General features: G+C 65.7%; 16 protein-coding genes. 3 read left to right on the plus strand and 13 right to left on the minus strand.

Annotation, left to right across the window (positions count from 1 at the left end; all coding sequences use genetic code 11):
* Positions 1–111 precede the first annotated feature (111 nt).
* From OSH10_RS03090 to OSH10_RS03105, 4 genes are all read right to left on the minus strand, one after another.
* Positions 112–1,092: an ABC transporter substrate-binding protein gene (locus OSH10_RS03090; protein WP_266330069.1), complete on the minus strand. Its 981-nt coding sequence runs from the start codon at positions 1,090–1,092 to the stop codon at positions 112–114.
* An 88-nt stretch (positions 1,093–1,180) separates the two neighbouring features.
* Entirely contained in the window at positions 1,181–2,788 is a 1,608-nt protein-coding gene (locus tag OSH10_RS03095) for a choline dehydrogenase (RefSeq protein WP_266330071.1), read from the minus strand.
* Positions 2,789–2,860: 72 nt separating this feature from the next.
* Positions 2,861–3,319, minus strand: coding sequence for a MaoC family dehydratase (locus tag OSH10_RS03100; protein WP_266330073.1), 459 nt, complete (start codon positions 3,317–3,319; stop codon positions 2,861–2,863).
* A gap of 25 nt (positions 3,320–3,344) precedes the next feature.
* Positions 3,345–4,574 carry a CaiB/BaiF CoA transferase family protein gene (locus OSH10_RS03105; RefSeq protein ID WP_266330075.1) on the minus strand — a complete coding sequence of 410 codons (1,230 nt, stop codon included), beginning with the start codon at positions 4,572–4,574 and terminating at the stop codon, positions 3,345–3,347.
* A gap of 485 nt (positions 4,575–5,059) precedes the next feature.
* Between OSH10_RS03105 and OSH10_RS03110 the strand changes: the two genes are divergently transcribed.
* Complete coding sequence (locus tag OSH10_RS03110; RefSeq protein WP_266330076.1) at positions 5,060–6,541, plus strand: aldehyde dehydrogenase family protein; 1,482 nt, start codon at positions 5,060–5,062, stop codon at positions 6,539–6,541.
* 120 nt (positions 6,542–6,661) lie between these two features.
* On the opposite strand, the gene OSH10_RS03115 is transcribed toward OSH10_RS03110, so the two are convergent.
* The gene (locus tag OSH10_RS03115; protein WP_266330077.1) at positions 6,662–8,353 is read right to left on the minus strand and encodes an FAD-binding protein; all 1,692 of its coding nucleotides are present in this window, start codon (positions 8,351–8,353) and stop codon (positions 6,662–6,664) included.
* Positions 8,354–8,718: 365 nt separating this feature from the next.
* On the opposite strand from OSH10_RS03115, the gene OSH10_RS03120 reads away from it, so the two are divergent.
* Positions 8,719–9,537, plus strand: a complete 819-nt coding sequence (locus tag OSH10_RS03120) for a bestrophin-like domain (RefSeq protein ID WP_266330078.1) — start codon at positions 8,719–8,721, stop codon at positions 9,535–9,537.
* A 27-nt stretch (positions 9,538–9,564) separates the two neighbouring features.
* On the opposite strand, the gene OSH10_RS03125 is transcribed toward OSH10_RS03120, so the two are convergent.
* From OSH10_RS03125 to OSH10_RS03160, 8 genes are all read right to left on the minus strand, one after another.
* Positions 9,565–9,903, minus strand: a complete 339-nt coding sequence (locus OSH10_RS03125) for a YciI family protein (RefSeq protein ID WP_266330079.1) — start codon at positions 9,901–9,903, stop codon at positions 9,565–9,567.
* 133 nt (positions 9,904–10,036) lie between these two features.
* On the minus strand, positions 10,037–10,645 hold the full coding sequence (locus OSH10_RS03130) for an OmpA family protein (protein WP_266330081.1): 609 nt from the start codon (positions 10,643–10,645) through the stop codon (positions 10,037–10,039).
* A 5-nt stretch (positions 10,646–10,650) separates the two neighbouring features.
* Positions 10,651–11,085: a cysteine rich repeat-containing protein gene (locus OSH10_RS03135; RefSeq protein ID WP_266330082.1), complete on the minus strand. Its 435-nt coding sequence runs from the start codon at positions 11,083–11,085 to the stop codon at positions 10,651–10,653.
* A 385-nt stretch (positions 11,086–11,470) separates the two neighbouring features.
* On the minus strand, positions 11,471–12,274 hold the full coding sequence (locus OSH10_RS03140) for an amino acid ABC transporter ATP-binding protein (RefSeq protein ID WP_407660651.1): 804 nt from the start codon (positions 12,272–12,274) through the stop codon (positions 11,471–11,473).
* Positions 12,271–13,215, minus strand: a complete 945-nt coding sequence (locus OSH10_RS03145; protein ID WP_266330083.1) for an amino acid ABC transporter permease — start codon at positions 13,213–13,215, stop codon at positions 12,271–12,273. The genes OSH10_RS03140 and OSH10_RS03145 overlap by 4 nt, the downstream gene beginning before the upstream one ends.
* Positions 13,216–13,291: 76 nt before the next feature.
* On the minus strand, positions 13,292–14,152 hold the full coding sequence (locus tag OSH10_RS03150) for an ABC transporter substrate-binding protein (protein WP_266330379.1): 861 nt from the start codon (positions 14,150–14,152) through the stop codon (positions 13,292–13,294).
* 162 nt (positions 14,153–14,314) lie between these two features.
* Positions 14,315–15,691, minus strand: a complete 1,377-nt coding sequence (locus OSH10_RS03155) for an NAD(P)/FAD-dependent oxidoreductase (RefSeq protein WP_407660652.1) — start codon at positions 15,689–15,691, stop codon at positions 14,315–14,317.
* A 36-nt stretch (positions 15,692–15,727) separates the two neighbouring features.
* A complete protein-coding gene (locus OSH10_RS03160; RefSeq protein WP_266330085.1) occupies positions 15,728–16,741 on the minus strand; it encodes an isopenicillin N synthase family dioxygenase in 1,014 nt (337 codons plus the stop codon).
* A gap of 103 nt (positions 16,742–16,844) precedes the next feature.
* Here OSH10_RS03160 and OSH10_RS03165 point away from each other — a divergent pair, with 103 nt between their 5' ends.
* Positions 16,845–17,789: a nucleoside hydrolase gene (locus OSH10_RS03165; RefSeq protein WP_266330086.1), complete on the plus strand. Its 945-nt coding sequence runs from the start codon at positions 16,845–16,847 to the stop codon at positions 17,787–17,789.
* Positions 17,790–17,821 lie beyond the last annotated feature (32 nt).

The following is a 17,821-nucleotide window of genomic DNA, read 5'->3' on the forward strand; positions in this document are numbered from 1 at the left end:
GACTCTATCTCGAAGCTGACGACAGCCGAAACCGCATCCGGCCCCGGCTGGCGTGAGGAATGGTCGAAGCTAAAGCAAAGACGGGCGCCCAAAGGCGCCCGTCCGCAAGGCTTAGTAGGCTTCGGGGAGATAGGCCGCGATGTTTTCCTTGGTGAAAACACGGTCCTTGTTGACCAGGCGCGGCGCGACGGCCTCGCCCTTGCCGTACTTGACCACGGCGTCGAAGGCGGCCGGGCCGAAGTTCGGGTTGCACTCGACCACGACGACCATCTTGCCGTCCATGAGCGCCTGCGCGGCGTCCTTGGTACCGTCGATCGAAGCGATGATCAGGTCCTTGCCCGGAACCTTGCCGGCCGCTTCCATGGCGGCGATCGCACCCATCGACATTTCGTCATTGTGCGAATAGAGCGCCGTTGCCTCGGGATGCGCCTGGTAGAGCGTCTCGAAGACCTGGCGGCCCTTGTCGCGGGCGAAATCACCGGACTGGGAGGCGATGACCTCCATGCCCGGATGGTCCTTGATGTAATCGGCGAAGCCCTTGGCGCGGTCATTGGCCGGCGAGGAGCCAACGGTGCCGACCAGCTCGATGATCTTGGCCTTGCCGTCGACAGCCTTGACCAGCGCTTCGGCGGCCAGGCGACCTTCCTCGACGAAGTCGGAGCCGATGAAGGCAACGTAGTCCTCACCGCCCTTGGCGAGGCTCGGATCCACGCCACGGTCGATCAGGAAGAGCGGAATACCGGCCTTCTTGGCTTCCATGACGGCGGGGATCAGCGGGCGCTCTTCGCGCGGGGCGAGCAGGATGACGTCGACCTTCTGGGCGATCATGGAGCGAACGTCGGCCACCTGCTTGGCGGCCGAGCCGGCGGCATCGGTGTAGACCAGCTGCCAGCCGCGCTTCTTGGCTTCGTCCTGCATGCTCTTGGTCTGCTGCAGGCGCCAGGGATTGTTGCTCTCGGTCTGGGCGAAACCGATCTTGTAGGTTTCCTTTTCCTTCAGCTTCGGCATGTCGGCATAGGCCGGGCGCAGGCCAAAGGCACCCAGAGCGGCGCCACCGGCGGCGATCTGCAGCAACGAACGACGATTGATCATGTTACTTCCTCCCTCGGACCATGTTGAGCGGGGTCCGAAATCCGCACTTGTCAATTCAGGGCTCTCTGCCAAAAGCCCGTCCCCTCGGTCAGGCCACGCCCGCAGCGTAACCCTCACGTCCGCCGAGTATCATGTCCGCCCCTTTTTCGGCGATCATAATCGTCGCGGCGTTCGTATTCGCACTCACCATCTTCGGCATGATCGACGCATCGATCACGCGAAGTCCGACCAATCCCCGTACCCGCAGCGCCGCATCCACAACCGCCATCGGATCGGTGCCCATCTTGCAGGTGCCGACCGGATGATACTGCGTATGGGCGGATCGACGGACATAGGCATCGATCTGGGCATCCGTCTTTACATCGGGTCCGGGGGAAACTTCAATTCCACGATACGGATCAAATGCCCTTTGGGCCAACACGTCACGACAGATTTTCACGCCTTCCCGCAGAACCCGCACATCCTCCTCGGCCGCCAAATAATTTGGATCGATTTCAGGATGCTTCGTGGGATCGCTGGAGCGAATCAGCACGGTTCCCAGGCTCTCGGGTCGCTGCACGTTGATCAGCGGCTGGTAGCCATGGGACTTGTGCAGGGTGCGGCCATGCTCGCCATACATGATCATGATGAAGTGATACTGGATGTCGGGCGCCACCAGGTCCGGCCGCGACTTGACGAAGCCGACCGCCTGGATGCCCGGATGCGCGATCGGACCGTCCCGCGTCAGCGCGTAGCGCACCAGCGACTTGGCGACATTGACCGGCTTCAGTTCCTTCAGCAGCGAAATCGGCTGGGTGCATTCCTGCTGGATCTCGGTGGCCACGTGGTCGGACAGATTCTGCCCGACGCCAGGCAGATCCTGCACGGTGCGGATGCCGACCGAACGCAGATGGTCGCCATCGCCGACGCCGGAAAGCTGGAGAAGCTGCGGCGAGTTGATGGCGCCGCCGGCGAGGATCACCTCGGCATCGGCGCGGATGATCTCCGTCCGGCCCTTGCGCACATATTCGACGCCGACGGCGCGCCCGCCCTCGATCAGGACGCGCGAGGCCAGCGCATGGGTGATGACCCGGAGGTTCGGCCGCGCGAGCGCCGGGCGCAGGTAGCAATAGGCGGTGCTGGCCCGCCGCCCCCTGGTGATGGTGCTGTCGAGCGGGCCGAAGCCCTCCTGGCTCGACGCGTTGACATCGGGATTGCGCGGATGGCCGGCCTGGGCTCCCGCCTCCAGCCAGGCGAGCGCCAGCGGATGAAATTCCTGCACCCGCGAGGTGTGCAGCGGCCCGCCGCTGCCATGGAACTCGTCCTCGCCCAGTTCCCAGTTTTCGGCGCGCTTGAAATAGGGCAGCACGTCCGAATAGGACCAGCCGCGATTGCCCATCTGGGCCCAGCCGTCATAGTCGGAGGCGTGGCCGCGGATATAGACCATGCCGTTGACGGAACTGCTGCCGCCCAGGACCTTGCCGCGCGGCCAGTGGAACGTGCGCCCCCCGCAGTGCTTCTGCGGCACGGTCTGGTAGCCCCAGTCGACGGCGCCCGACAGCATGAGCTGCCGATAGCCGGCCGGCATATGGATGAACGGACTGCGATCGGGCCCGCCGGCCTCGAGCAGAACGACATTGATGGCGGGATCGGCGCTCAAACGGTTGGCCAGGACACAGCCCGCCGACCCGGCGCCGACGATCACATAGTCGGTCATAGTCTCTTCCCTCACGGCTCCCGCGGCCACCCTGCAAACCGTGGGGAGCCGCGCCTGGACAGTTGAACGCGGCTAGGCGGCCTCGTCCTCGGCCACGTCGTTCTTGACCCATTTCAGGAGATGCTCGCCCACCGCGACCAGCACGCCCTTCTGGTTGTGCACATCGACCTGGGCGCGTGTCCGCCGACGCGCCTCGTCGACCTCCTTGATGGTGTAGGTGACGTTGACCGTGTCGCCGAAGAACACGGGGGCCAGGAAGCGCACGCGGTCGTAGCCGAGCGACACGGGGGTCGAGTCGATCCCCTGCGACAGGCTGCGCTCGATCATCAGCGTCGAGGCCGTCGACATGAAGCCGATCGTCAGCGCGCCATGGGCGATGCGCTGTCCGTAGATCGACTTCTTCATGAACTCGTCATTGACGTGGTTGCCGGAGAAGTCGCCGGTGATGCCGGCATAGAGATAGACATCGGCCTCGCCGACGGTCTTGGAGAAGCGAACGGCGTCGCCGATCTCTGCGTGCATGGATTTCATGGTGATGGCCTATCCTCTGTAGCGATCATTGCGCGGCCGCGACGAGCGGCGGGGCCGTCTCGGGAGCCTGTTCGCCGCCGACCACGCCCCCCTGGAAGAGCGCCTCGACGCCGGCCTCGTCGTAGCCGAGCTCGGCCAGGATCTCGGCCGTCTGGGCGCCCAGCTTCTGGGGCGGCAGCCGGACAGCGGGCGCTTCCCCGTCATAACGGACCGGATGGGTCACCAGGGTGACCGGCGAGCCGGTCGCCCCCGGCACGGTGACGAAATTGCCGTTGTGGACCACCTGCGGGTCCTCCGCGAGATGGGTGTAGTCGTTGACTTCGGAATGCCAGATGCCGCGCTCGGCCAGGATGACGCTCCATTCCGCCGTGCTGCGCTTCTTCAGCGCCCGGGCGATGCCGGCCGCCGCCTCCTGCCGCCGCTCATAGGCCTGGCTGTTGGGGATGCGCTCCGCCTCGGGGATCTCGAGCGCCTCGGAAATCGCCTCCAGCGAGCCGAGCGAAATTGCGATGAAGCTGTCGCGGGTGGAATAGATCCCGTAGGGGGCGCCATAGTACCACCCCGCGAGGCGGCCGGTCTGGCGGACGTCGTCGTCGCGCGCCCCATTCAGGAAGCACACCAGCGATTCCATCTGCAGGTCGAGCGCGGCGCTGAGCAGGCTGACATCGACGCGACCGCCCTCCCCGCTACGCTCGCGTCGCAGCAGGGCCGCGAGAATGCCGGCCGCGAACAGGGCCGCGCCATGGTGATCCACCACGGAAACACCAACCGCGCGCGGGCCATCCTCCTGCGTCCCCGTGATCGCGGCGAGACCCGACATCGCCTGGACGATCAGATCCTGGCCGGGCCGCTTGGCATAGGGGCCATCCGGCCCGAAGCCCGACGCGGCCGCGTAGATGATGCCGGGATTGACCTTGCGGATATCCTCGAAGCCGAGGCCAAGCTTGGCCATCACGCCGGGACGATAATTCTCGGCCACCACATCGGCGCTCTCGACCAGCTTTCTCGCGACCGCCAGCCCCTCCGGGTTCTTCAGGTCGAGCGCCAGGCTGCGCTTGTTCCGGTTGCCGGTCAGCTGCAGCATGGTCTGGCCGTCCAGGAAGCGGTTGGCGCCGCCCCATTTGCGCTGGAACGCGCCCTCCACGGGCTCGATCGCGATGACGTCCGCGCCAAGATCCGCCAGGAACTGAATTCCGACCGGCCCCATCAGGAAATGATTGAAACTGACGATCCGGATACCTTCGAGATGGCGCACGATCCCTCCAACGGAAACGACTTCTGAAAACGATTTCAGAAACGCTAGCGCATGTTCCGAGACTTGGCAATGCCGGGAGTCGAGCCGAGGAACGTTGAGGCTGCGCCACGGGCCGGCCGCACCCTTACGCTGCGATGTCCTATTCCGGCAATTCCGTCGCCCCTCCGCGAGTCGCCTCCCCCTCGGCGTCTCACACGCCATTGCGCCGTTCGGAAAAAGACGCTAGAATTTCGATATGAAAGCGCTTTCAGATGAAGTGGAAGGTTCGTGACCTCCATCGCCGGACTGCGCCGCCAACCTGCGCGGCAGCCATCTACCCGCCGGCGCCGGCTGGCCGTTCCGCCTCGCGGCGCAAGGTCGGAAAGCGCGAGCCCGCGCCTGCGCGTCCGGCCACGAAAGCTCCCCCTCTTTTCCAGGACGGGCTCGCTCGCCCGACGCCCCGTCCCCGCCCTTGTATGAAACGCCTGCCTCGAAGGACTGCAGCCATGAACCACATCTTCACGACGCGCGATTACGCCCACCATCTGGCCGGGGACCGCGCCAAATCGGGCCCGATGATCGACCGCGTTTCGCCGGGCTCCGGCCGCCTGGTCGCCCGTTTTCGACAGGGCACCGCGGAAGACGCCGCCGCGGCGATCGCCCAGGCGCGCGACGCCTTCGACAACGGCCCCTGGCCGAACAGGACCGGCATGGAGCGGGCGGCCGTGCTGCGCCGCTGGGCCGATCTGATCGAGGAGAATGTCGAGCGCCTGGCCCGCATCGAGGTCGACGAGGCCGGCAAGCCGATCCGCCAGGCGCGCGGTGATCTCGGCAATGTCGTGTCGCTGACCCACTTTGCCGCCGGCCTCGCCATGCAGGTCCACGGCGAGACCTACTCCAATCTCGGCCCGCAGAAGGCGGGCTGGATCCACCGCGAGCCGGTCGGCGTCGTCGGCATGATCATCCCGTGGAATTTCCCCGCCCTGATCTTCGCCCAGAAGGTGCCGTTCGCGCTGGCCGCCGGCTGCACCGTCGTGGTCAAGCCGTCCGAGTTCACTTCCGGCACGGCGCTGGAACTGGCGCGCCTCGGCGCACTGGCCGGCATTCCCGACGGCGTGCTGTCGGTCGTGACCGGCTATGGCGATCCCGTGGGCGAAGCCCTGGTGAAGAGCCCCGACGTCGATTTTGTCTCCTTCACCGGCTCGACCGCGATCGGCCGCCGCATCCTCGCCAACTCGGCCGAGACGCTGAAGCGCGTTTCCCTCGAACTCGGCGGCAAATCGGCCAACATCGTCTTCGCCGATGCCGATCTCGAGGACGCCATCGACGGCTCGCTCTACGGCATCTTCTACAACCAGGGCGAATGCTGCTGCTCGGCCACGCGGCTTCTGGTCGACGAGAGGATCGCCGATGATTTCGTCGCCCGCCTGGTGGCCCGGGCCAAGTCGCTCAAGCTCGGCGACATCCATGCCGACGATTCCGATATCGGCGCGATGATCAGCGACAAGCACTTCGAAAAGGTCTGCTCCTATCTGGGCAAGGGCAAGGCCGAGGGCGCGAGCGTCGCCCTGGGTGGCGAAGCGGCGACGCTGGATCACGGCCTGTTCGTCCAGCCGACGATCTTCGACCATGTCACGCCCGACATGACGATCTTCCGCGAGGAGATCTTCGGGCCGGTGCTGTCGGTCATCCGCTTCAAGGATCCGGACGAGGCCGTGCGCCTGGCCAATGACACCATCTACGGCCTGGCGAGCTCGATCTGGACCAAGAATTTCGACACCGCGCACCAGATCACGCCGAAGCTGCGCAGCGGCTCGGTCTGGATCAACACGACCATCGACGGTTCGCCGCAGATGCCGTTCGGCGGCTACAAGGCGTCCGGCTTCGGCCGCGAGATGGGCCAGGCCGGCCTCGACGAGTTCACCAACATCAAGACGGTATTCGCCCATCTCGGCAAGCGCGAGCCCTATTACGCAGCCAAGCGCTGACGGCGGAGGGCAAGGCCCTCTTTCCCGGTGAAGTCCGGCTCAGAAGGAACGGGCGCCGCGATCTCTCGCGGCGCCCGTTCCATTTGCCCTTCCAAGGGCAAACGGCCGGAGGAACAGGGTTCAGAGATCGCCGAGCCGGGCGCGGAAGAAGCCGCCCGCGGCATGGCGGTCGAGCAGGATGTTGTGTTCGAAGGCCGGATCCCGCTCAGGGAAATCCTCGCGATAATGGCTGCCACGGCTCTCGGGACGGGCGAGAGCCGCCAGCGCCATCAGTTCACCGACCGCGATCAGGTTCTCGAGTTCCAGCGCCTGCACGGTCTCGGCCGGCGTATCGATCCGCGCCTCACTCTCCAGGCTCCGCCGGATATCAGCGCATTCGGCACGGAAGGCCTGGAGGCCTGCCTCATCACGCAGGATCAGAAGATGGCGGTTGGCCGCGTCCTGCAGCCTGGCGCGAAGCTCGGGCAATTCGCGCGTCGCGGCGCCGTTGGCGCCCTTGAGCAGGGCGGCGTGCCCATCGAGCGGATCGGCCAGCGGGCGGTGATCGATCTCGCGCGCCCGCGCCGCCGCCGCCCTTCCGGCCCGACCGCCGAACACCTGGCAGGTCACCGACATGTTGCCGCCGAGCCGGTCGGCGCCATGCGGTCCGGCCGCCACTTCGCCGGCCGCGAACAGGCCCTTGATGTTGGACTGGGCGTCCGCGTCAATCCGCAGACCGCCATTGATGGCATGCGCCGAGCAGGTGATCTCGACCGAGTCCTTGCGCAGATCGGTGCCGCGTTCCTTGTACCAGTCATAGGTCAGCGGCCACATCTTGGCGACGCTGCGGCTTTGATCCCCCAGGATGGCGTCGAGATCGTCATGGATGAAATCGAGCCGCAATCCGCCCTTGTCGGTGCCGCGTCCTTCATTGATCGCCTTCTGGATCGAGATCTCGATGAAGCGGGAGATGTCGCTGGAGCTGAACGGGAAATGCCGCTGCTTCTCATGGATCACCGCGTCGAGGGTTAGTCCATCCGGCAAGTAGTCGGTGATGAACGGCCTGCCGTCGCGATCGGTCAGGTTGGGGCGCGCATCCCAGAGATAGTTGCCGAACAGGTTGACGAAGGGATCGATGATCGAGACGCCCGCCTGCATGAACTCCATATTGACCAGATGCGCGCCGGCGCGATGCGCCATGGCATAGCCGTCGCCCGTGATGTCGGACGGGTAGAGGTTGGTGCGGAAGAGCTGGCTGGCGCCGCCGGTTGTCAGGATCGTCGCCTTGGCGCGGATGACGACCAGCTTCCCCTCGGCATCCACCGCGACCGCGCCCAGGCACTCGCCGTCGCGCACGATCAGGTCCTTGATCATCAGCCGGTCGAGCGCCGAGAGACCGCGTCGCGTCGCCTCGCCGCCCAGCGCCTTCACGATCGGCTTGAAGTGATCCTTGATCACATGCGAGCGCGGCTTCGACGAAAAGCAGGCCTTGAAGGTCAGATAGGGCTCGCCCGCCCCGGGACCGACACGCTCGAAGGGAACGCCGTAGCCCTCCAGATAGCGCAGCGCCGCCTCGGCCTCCTCGGCGAGGATCGCCGACAGGCGCGGATCCGACATGCCCTGCCCGGCGGTCAGGATATCGTTCAGGAACACCTCGGGACTGTCGTTCGCATCGCCGGCCCCGTCCGGCACGTTGAAGGCGCCGACCTCGGCCACGGAGTGGAAGGTCGCGCCGCTGCGCCGGAATTCGCCCTTGATGGCGACAGTGACCTCGGCCCCGCCCTCCTGTGCCTCGAGCGCGGCCCGCAACGCCGCCCCACCGCTTCCAACCACGAGGACGTCGGTCCTGATTTCCCTGAGCTCCCTTGGCATCCCGTTCCTTTCGCGCCGGCGCGATGCCAGGCGTCCGTCCTTATGGCCGACGAAGTCAAACCGCCTCCAGCAATGAAAGCGCTTTCATTTCCACCGGTATCCGACTTTCAGGCCTTTGGCAATGCGGGGGACGGGTGGGCGGATCGCGTCGGCGAGCGCTCGCACGATGCGTGCGAAAGCCCGTCGCGGGCGGATCGGAAGCGGGTCGTCTGCCGGAGTCACCGCGGGTCCTGTAGCCTCCCGCGACAACGTCGATTGCGCGTTCGAGGCGGGCGAGCTAAGCCTTTCAAGACGAGAGCCTCGCAACAGCATGGACGTGTCCTGCTATGATGGCATTTCTGGTCTCGATTGCAGAAGTCAGCCCGTTATTGTTTGGCGCTCTACTTCTGTTCGCTCAGTTGATTGTGTACGAGGTCGGCATTCGCCTCGGCCTCGATAGCCACAGGCGCGGCTGGCAATCCGAGGCAGCCGGCATCGTCGTCGGCGGCATGATGGCGCTGCTGGCCTTCGTGCTGGCTCTCACCCTGACCTTCGCCCACACGCGCTATACCGAGCGGCGGCAGGGAACCATGACCGAGGCAAATGCGATTGGCACGGCCTGGCTGAGGGCCAACGCCGTCGGCGGCCCGCAGGGCACCGAAATCGCCCGCCGGATCGAGGAATACAACGACCTCCGCAAGGCATTCATCCAGGCCAAGGGCGAGACAGGCGACGTCGCGGCGATCAACGATCGCTCCACCGCGATGCAATCCGAGATCTGGGGCCAGCTGACCCAACTGGTCCGCGAGCAGCCCAACCCGATTTCCGCCTCGCTGATGTCGGCACTCAACGAGATGTTCGACGCCTCGACCAGCGAGCGATTTGCCTTCCAGATGCGATTGCCGTCGCAGATATTCTGGCTGCTGATTGCCATGGCGATGCTGAGCATGGGCTGCCTCGGCTTCCAGATGGGCCTCAAGGAGCGACCGGCCCGCGTTCTGGTGGCGCTGCTCTCCATGATGTGGACGATCGTCATCGTCGACATTCTGGATTTGAGCGCGCCGAGGATCGGCAACTTCCGGACCAGCGCTGCGCTCTATGACTGGAATGCCAGCAGCTTCAAAAGCGGGCCCGCCGGGCCGCCGGCCACCACTGGCAAGCCGTAGCGGCTGCAGGAGATCGTTGCGGCTGCGTCAGTGAAACGCCCGCACCTCGACCGGCGCGCGACAGGCGATGGCGGCCTTCCGGCCCCATTCCAGCGCTTCCTCGGCGGTGCCAACGTCCAGGATCCAGAAGCCGCCGACATGCTCCTTCGCCTCGATATAGGGCCCGTCGGTGACATGGACCTCGCCATTGGGCTGAGGCCGCAGCGAGCGCGCGCTGGCGGCCGGCTGCAGCCCGCCGGCGAACAGCCGGACTCCGGCCGCCTTCATCTCGACGTTGAGCGCCTGAATATCCCGGATCGTCGCTTCCGATTCCATCAAAGGGTCGAAATCGTCGGGGTGGTGAATGGCGACCAGATATTGGGTCATCGGCGGTTCCTGTCACGGTTCTCGGCCAGGCGCCTTGCCTCGCCCTCGCCAGAACGACGGACCAGTCACCCCGGATTCGACACGTCACCAGAAAAGACCGCGCCTGACGGCGCGGCCTCCCGATGTCCGGCGGCTACTTGCCGGGCAGATATTTGCCGATATTGATCAGCTGGACGCGCCGATTGATCGGGTTCTTCGGATTCTTGACGTCCTCCAACGCCTCTTCGCCAAGACCGACCGCCTCCACGCGGGAAGGGTCGACGCTGAAGGTCGTCGTCAGGGCTTCCACCACGGCGTCGGCCCGAGCCTGGCTCAATGCCAGATTGTCCTTGCGGTTGCCGGTCGTGTCGGTGTTGCCCGTGACGACGAACTTGTATCCGCCCAGAATGGGGTGATGCAGAGCATCGGCCATCGAGCCGATCGTCGAATAGGACTCCGGCCGGATGATCGCCGAGTTCAGCGCGAACTGGATCTGCACGTCGATCTGCGCGAGGTTATCCAGCAGTTCCAACGGCTTCCAGGTGATCGGCATTCCCGGATTGTCGATCATGTGCTGCTGCACGGCCTGGCGGATGAGCGCGGCCGTGAGACCGGGAGGGGCGGCCCGCGCCGCGCTGCCCATGGTCTGGACAATCTGGTCCCCACTCAGCGCCGTCTGCGCGTTGGCGGAACTGAGCCCGCCGGCAAGCATGCCGGCGACGGCGAGCGAAAGAAGCGAAGTATTCCGGATCGATCTCGACATGACGCTCAATTCCAGCCAGCGTTGGTGATGGCGGTGGTGCAGCGCTTGCTGACAACCTTCTTGGCGGCGTTCAGGCAGTTGAGATAATGCGCGTTGCCGGGGGCCGTGCCCTGGCAGAACTGCGTCGCGTCACCCCGGCACGCCTTGGTCACCGCCGCCTGCGCCGCAAGGCGGGCGCTGAGCGACGCGACCACGGTCTTGTAGTCGGCGATGCATTGCGGATTGATCTGCGCGGCCCGCTCCTGCAGGCAGTCCTTGAGCGCCCCGCCGCCGAGATTGACCTTCGGACAATACTTCTCGATGTCCTTGCCGCAGCTCTTGGCGAGCAAGGCGCCCGCCTCCGAGTAGCTGATCGTCTGCGCCGAGACGGATCCCGCCAGGCCCATCAGGAGCCCCGCCGCCAGTCCCGCGCCGAGCAGCCTTCGACATGAAAAACGCATTGCTTCATTCCCCCGCTAACCGTCGCTACGGTCGCCGGGCGAAGCCCGACGCGACCACCGACATTTCCAATTCGCCCGTCTGGATCTTCGACGAAAGCCCCACCTGCAGGCGCCGCGTGGATATGGCCCGCCCGCCCCTGGCACCCAGCAGGCGCGTTGGCGAACCGAAGACCCTGCCCGCCGCCGGAAAGCGTCGCGCCCATCCAGGGCCGGACCAACGCGCAATTCCCCAACGACATGCACGCCATTTACGCACAGATTCGCCCGGGGCCGAGATAAATTTCGATGACAGCGCCAAAACGGGCGCGAGCGCCGGCGGCGCGAAGCCGCCGTGCCATGCGTGCCGCCGGACGGGCTTGGAAAGCTGCGGTGCTGGAAAGCTGCGCTACAGCACGCGCGAGAGGAATTCGCGCGTTCGGGCGGATTGCGGGTTGGCAATCACCTCGCGCGGTTCGCCGCGCTCGACGATGACGCCCTCATCCATGAAGATCAGGTCGTCGCCGACTTCGCGGGCGAAACCGATCTCATGCGTCACCACAACCATGGTCATGCCGCTCTCGGCCAGATCTCGCATCACCTGCAGCACCTCGCCGACCAGTTCCGGGTCGAGAGCCGAGGTCGGCTCGTCGAACAGCAGCACCTTGGGGTTCATGGCGAGCGCGCGCGCGATCGCGACGCGCTGCTGCTGGCCGCCCGACAACTCGCGCGGATAGCGTCCGGCCTTGTCGGAAAGCCCGACCCGCGCGAGCAGAACCTCGGCGCTGGCCTTCGCCTCGGCGACGGACATGCCGCGCACCCGGGTCGGCGCCTCGATCAGGTTCTCCATCACCGTCATGTGCGAGAACAGGTTGAACGACTGGAACACCATGCCGATATCGGCGCGGCGCTTGCAAAGCAGGCTGTCCTTCACCTCATAGAGCTTGCCGTCGCGCAGATCGTAGCCGACGAACTCGCCATCGACGAGCAGGACGCCGCCGGTCAACTGCTCGAGGTGGTTGATGCAGCGCAGGAAGGTACTCTTGCCCGAGCCGGACGGCCCGATGATGCAGGCGACCGAGCCCTTCGGCACGATCAGGTCGATGCCCTTCAGGACATCGAGCGAGCCATAGGACTTGCGGACGGAGCGCGCGAAGACCATTGCATCGGCTGGCACGCCGAAGCGCGCGCGGCTTTCCGCCTGAGACGTCATGACTGGACACTCCCCTTGCGAGACCCAAGCAGCGATTGCAGCAGCCGGATCAGCGGGTTCTCCTGGCGGCGGTCGCTGCGGCCGTAATAGCGCTCGAGGAAGTGCTGCCCGATCGACATCACCGTGACCACGAACAGGTACCAGAACGCCACGACGATCAGCAGCGGGATGGTTTCAAAGGTGCGGGCATAGATGCTCTGCGCGGTATAGAACAGATCGTCCACGGCGATGAAGGTGACGAGCGACGTCATCTTCAGCAGGCTGATCGCCTCGTTGCCGGTCGGCGGCACGATGAAGCGCATCGCCTGCGGCAGGATGATCCGGCGCAGGATCTGCCGGTAGGACATGCCGAGGCCGCTCGCCGCCTCGAACTGGCCGTGCGGCACGGACTTGATGCCGGCGCGGATGATCTCCGCCAGATAGCCGGCCTCGCAGAGCGACAGGGCGACGACGGCCGAGACGAACGGCGTCATGAAATCGTTGGTGTTGACCGAGAAGATCGTGCCGACACCGGGGATCGACAGCGACGCCGTGCGGAACAGCAGCGACAGGTTGAACCAGAAGATCAGCTGGATCAGCGCCGGAACGCCGCGGAAGAACCAGACATAGGCGCTGGCGAAGGTCTGCAGCACCGCGCTCGGCGACACGCGCATGATGGCGATGATCGTGCCGATCACGATCGCCGCCGCCATGATCACGACCGTCAGCAGCAGCGTCTTGCCGAGGCCGCGCATGATCGACGGGTGGAACAGATAGTTGGCAGCCGTTCCCCAATCGAAGGCGGGATTGGTCGCGAATGCCTTGCCGATGAAGAAGGCGAACAGCATCGCGATCGCGATGCCGATCCAGATGCCATAGCGCCGGCGCGGCACCACGACCAGCTCTTCAACGGGTAAATCCAATGGAAGCCCGGTAGTGTTTTTCGGCTCAACCAGGCTCATCCGCACGGTTCCTCGAAGCTATTTGGGGGGTCGATGGGAGCGGCGCCGGACGCCGTGACGCCCGGCGCCGACAGACTCAGTCCTTGCGGACCTTGTCCATGCTGTCGACCAGATAGGGTTCCTGGATGGCGTATTTGCCCATGCCGTACTTGTCGAGGATCTTCTGGTAGGTGCCGTTCTTGAACAGCTCCGAAAGCGCCTCGATCATCATCGTCTGGGTGGCCGCGTCGCCCTTGGCGACCGCCATGCCGAGCGGTGCGACGTCATAGAGCTCCGGCAGCACGACCAGCTTGCCCTTGCTCGTCACCTCGAAATAGCTCGACGCCGTAGCGTCGTCGAGGCGCGCATCGATGCGGCCGGACAGAACGGCCTGGATGATGTCCGTCGAGGCGTTGAAGACCGACTTCTGGATCGGCGGCAAATTGGCGGCCTTGCATTCGGCGTCCAGCTTGTCGACGAGGAAATCGGAAGCTGTGCCGGCCGAGACGCCGACGCGCTTGCCGCAGAGCGGATGGTCGCCGGTGAAGGAGGCGACCAGGTCCGGCGCCGTCGATGCGGCCACGCCAGCCTTCAGGAACATGACGAAATCGACCTGCTTCAGGCGATCCTCATTGGCCGAGAAGGTCTCCCAGGCGATCTTGAAACGACCGGCGGAAAGGCCGGGGATCATCGAGGGAAACGGCGTCCGCTGGATGTCGAGCTTGGCGCCGACCAGCTTGGCGACCTCGCCGGCCAGCTCGATGATGATGCCCGTCTGCTGGCCATCGGCATCGAGATATTCGAACGGCGCGAAGTCGAGCGTGTTGGCGATCGCCAGCGTGCCCGTCTGGGCGACCTCGGGCGACTTGGCGATCTCGGCCGAGGCCGGTGCGGCGGACCAGGCCGCCAGCCCCAGCGCAATTCCCAGCCCTGCCATCGGCTTCAGATATCGGATCATCGTCATTTCCTCTCGATCTCTCCTGGAAGTCCACTGTCTCGTCCCCGCCCAGTCGGTGGGGTTTCCCCGCAATCCAGCCCGCGCTCTTCGGGGCGGGTTTGGATTTCGAAAATTCGTCAATCCAGATGCCGACCGGCGGCGGTTCGAAGCACGCCGTCGCCCTCAGACCCCCGTCGTCGGTTGCGGCCGCGTGCCGTCGATGAAGCGTTCATAGCGGAAGGCGCGCGGGTCGACGATCGGCGTCGCGCCCGTGACCAGATCCGCCGCGAGCCGCCCTGCCGCCGGACCGATGCCGAAGCCATGCCCGGAAAAGCCCGTGGCGATCACCAGCCCGGGATGCGTCTGGACGGTCGAGATCACCGGCACCGCGTCGGGCGTGGCGTCGATCATGCCGGCCCATTGCTGCACCACCGGAACATTCCTGAAAGCCGGGAACACGTCCTTCAGCGCGGCATAGGCGGCGGCGAGCTGGCGCTGGCGGGGTTGCGGATCCAGGGTCCGCGTCTGTTCGAAGGCCATCGCCGCGCCCTCGACGCCGCGCAGACTCTGGCGCAGGCCGGCCACGAGCGGCGCGCCGAAGCCGAGGCGCATGTGGCGCCATTCGCGCTTCAGGATCGGCACGAAATCGCCGAGGAAGCGAAAGCTGTCCGGCACCACGTCATGCAGGCTGCGGCTGCCATCGGCGATCGTATAGCCGCCATCGAGGCGCTTGCGATAGGCGAAGCGCGACCCCCAGGCAGCGCCTTCCGGGCCTCCCTCGAAGGGAGCCGTCCGCAGCACCGAGGACCGTATGCCGAGTTGCGGCAGGCGCAGGCCCAGCGTCCGGCAAAGCTGGCTCGACCAGATGCCACCGGCGATCACCACGCGCTTGGTGGCGATCCGACCCCGCTCGGTGACGACGCCGGATAGCGTACCGCCGCTGGTCTCGATCCCGCGCACGGCGCAATCCGCCAGAAGCACGGCGCCATCGCGCGCGGCGGCAGCCGCGATCGCCGGCGCCGCCTTCTGCGGCTCGGCGCGGCCGTCGCTGGCCGTGTAGAGCGCCGCGTGAAACGGCCGGGTGGCGCCGGGCAGCAACGCCGCCAGTTCCGGGCCGGAGATGATCCGCGTGTCGAGCGCATGCGCGCCGGCGCGGGCGATCCAGCCCAAGTGATGCGCCACGTCGGCGTCGTTCTCGCAGAGATAAAGAATGCCGGTGCGCCGGAAGCCGACATCGCGCCCGACCAGAGCCTCCATGTCATCCCAGAGGCGCATGGCCTCGACGACCAGGGGCAGTTCGCGCGGATCGCGACCCATGCGACGAACCCAGCCCCAGTTGCGGCTCGATTGTTCGCCGGCAAACTGACCCTTTTCGCAGACGACAACGGACAGCCCTTCCCGCGCAAGGAACAGGGCCGTGCTCAAACCAATAATGCCGCCGCCAATGACGACGACATCGGACGATGTCGGCTGAGTGTCGGAGGATCCGACGGGATCAGTGGGTGGCCCCAAACTTGGTCCTTTCGCAGTCAGGATGCCGGCGGGCCGGACGTCATGCATCCGGCCCGCCGGGTTCTCGGCGCAGGATCCTGCGCGCTAGCTCGCCTGGGAGGAAGCCGCCGCGCCCTTGCGGTAGTGATAGTTCTTGTCGATGCGCTCCATCAGATAGTCGCGATAGACCACCGGCTCGTATTTGGGCTGCGTGCCTGCCGGAACGCAGGGCGGCAGCGCCTCGATCGTCTCGTCCATCGAGGGATCGAAGAAGAAGGGCTGCGAATAGCGCTCGCGGCCCGAGCGGTTGATGACGCGGTGCGGCGTCGACACGAACAGGTCGTTCGACCAGCGGGCGAGGATGTCGCCGACATTCATCACGAACGTATCGGGAATCGGCGGCGCGGGGATCCAGTCGCCGGCCTTGTTCTTGACCTCGAGCCCGCCGACATCGTCCTGCGCGAGCAGGGTGATGTAGCCGTAATCGGTATGCGGCGCGGAACCGAACAGGCCGGCTTCCTCGGGCTGGGTCGGATAGTGCAGCAGGCGCAGGAAGGTCGTCGGCTTCTCGAAATAGCGATCCATGCTCTCGGGCGGCAGGCCGAGCGAGATCGAGATGGCGCCGACCAACTCGCGGGCCAGCGCGCTCATTTCGGCGACATAGCGATCGATCGTGGCGTGGAAGCCCGGCAGTTCCGCCTCGGACGGCCACTGGTTCGGACCCTGCAGCGGCTTGCCGGCCAGCGCGTCCGGGTCGTCGGCCGCGACCTCGTGCATGAAGAAGATGGATTCGCTCTGGTTCGGCTTGCTGACCTTGGCGACCGAGGACGTGACGATGGTCGATCCGTTGAACGGCAGGTAGCCGCGGAAGTTCTTGTCGATCTTGAGCTTCAGCTTCTGCTCGTCCGGCAGAGCGAAGAACGCGCGGCTCATGCTGCGCACCGCCTCGACATCCTCGCGCGGCACGCGATGGCCCGAAACATACAGGAAGCCAACCGTCTCGAGATAGCCGCGCAGCGTCTCCGCCACGGCGCGGGCGTCAGCGAGATTGCCGGTATACAGCCCCGAAACGTCGAGGATCGGAATGTGCGAAAAATCTCCGCGTGCCTCTGCAACCATGCAAGCCTCCCATCTTGAACATAAGATACAGTACTGTATTCTCGGATCGCGTCGCTTGGCAATAGTCAGGCCCTTCCTCCCACAGCATCGACAAGGAAACGCCGTGGCTCCGCGCAAGATCATCATCGATACCGACCCGGGACAGGACGACGCCTTCGCGCTCCTGTTCGCCCTGGGCTCTCCTGCGGAACTCGAGGTGGTGGGCGTCACGACGGTCGGCGGCAACGTGCCCCTGAAACTGACGACGGAGAACGCGCTCAAGGTGGTCGAACTGGCCGGCCGCGCCGATGTCCCGGTCTATGCCGGCTGCGCGGGCCCGATGGTGAAGACGCTGATGACGGCCGAATATGTGCACGGCCCGACCGGCATGGACGGCGCCGACCTCCCTGCCCCCTCGGTCGCCGCCCAGGACGAACACGCCGTCAACTACCTGGTCCGCACGATCATGGCCGCGCCGGAAGGCGAGCTCACGGTCTGCACGCTGGGTCCGATGACCAACCTCGCCATGGCGATGGTCATGGAGCCGCGGATCATCCCCCGTCTGCGCGAAGTCGTGCTGATGGGCGGCGGATTCTTCCAGGGTGGCAACGCGACCCCGGCGGCCGAATTCAACATCTTCGTCGACCCGCACGCGGCCCATGTCGTGTTCGAATCCGGCGTGCCGGTGACGATGTGCCCGATCGATTGCACCTATACGGCCGAGATGACCGTCGAATGGCTCGACCGGCTGCGGGCGACGGGCAAGCGGGCGGCGATCGAGGCGGCGAACATGGCCGATTTCTACCGCCAGTATGGCAGCCACAAATTCGCGACGACGGCGCGGCCGATCCATGACGCCTGCGTCACCGGCTATCTGCTGGCGCCGGAGATCTACGAGCAGCGCCAGTGCAACGTCACCATCGACATCGTGTCGCCGGAGACGATCGGCATGACCGTGGTGGACTGGTGGCATGTCACCGGCCGCCGCCGCAATTGCAACGTGCTGCGCCGGATCGATCCGGCCCCGTTCTTCGAACTGATGCTGGAACGCATCGGTTCGCTCGACTGACCTCGCTCTCGGCGCGCGGTCGGCGCACGCCC

Source organism: Kaistia defluvii (assembly GCF_026343955.1).
GTDB lineage: Bacteria > Pseudomonadota > Alphaproteobacteria > Rhizobiales > Kaistiaceae > Kaistia > Kaistia defluvii.

Coding starts and splice junctions, on each gene's coding strand:
- OSH10_RS03130 (WP_266330081.1), bottom strand. CDS start 10,645: ATGTCGAGATCGATCCGGAATACTTCGCTTCTTTCGCTCGCCGTCGCC.
- OSH10_RS03145 (WP_266330083.1), bottom strand. CDS start 13,215: ATGAGCCTGGTTGAGCCGAAAAACACTACCGGGCTTCCATTGGATTTA.
- OSH10_RS03125 (WP_266330079.1), bottom strand. CDS start 9,903: ATGACCCAATATCTGGTCGCCATTCACCACCCCGACGATTTCGACCCT.
- OSH10_RS03135 (WP_266330082.1), bottom strand. CDS start 11,085: ATGCGTTTTTCATGTCGAAGGCTGCTCGGCGCGGGACTGGCGGCGGGG.
- OSH10_RS03150 (WP_266330379.1), bottom strand. CDS start 14,152: ATGATCCGATATCTGAAGCCGATGGCAGGGCTGGGAATTGCGCTGGGG.
- OSH10_RS03160 (WP_266330085.1), bottom strand. CDS start 16,741: ATGGTTGCAGAGGCACGCGGAGATTTTTCGCACATTCCGATCCTCGAC.
- OSH10_RS03140 (WP_407660651.1), bottom strand. CDS start 12,274: ATGACGTCTCAGGCGGAAAGCCGCGCGCGCTTCGGCGTGCCAGCCGAT.
- OSH10_RS03100 (WP_266330073.1), bottom strand. CDS start 3,319: ATGAAATCCATGCACGCAGAGATCGGCGACGCCGTTCGCTTCTCCAAG.
- OSH10_RS03090 (WP_266330069.1), bottom strand. CDS start 1,092: ATGATCAATCGTCGTTCGTTGCTGCAGATCGCCGCCGGTGGCGCCGCT.
- OSH10_RS03120 (WP_266330078.1), top strand. CDS start 8,719: ATGATGGCATTTCTGGTCTCGATTGCAGAAGTCAGCCCGTTATTGTTT.
- OSH10_RS03095 (WP_266330071.1), bottom strand. CDS start 2,788: ATGACCGACTATGTGATCGTCGGCGCCGGGTCGGCGGGCTGTGTCCTG.
- OSH10_RS03155 (WP_407660652.1), bottom strand. CDS start 15,691: ATGCATGACGTCCGGCCCGCCGGCATCCTGACTGCGAAAGGACCAAGT.
- OSH10_RS03110 (WP_266330076.1), top strand. CDS start 5,060: ATGAACCACATCTTCACGACGCGCGATTACGCCCACCATCTGGCCGGG.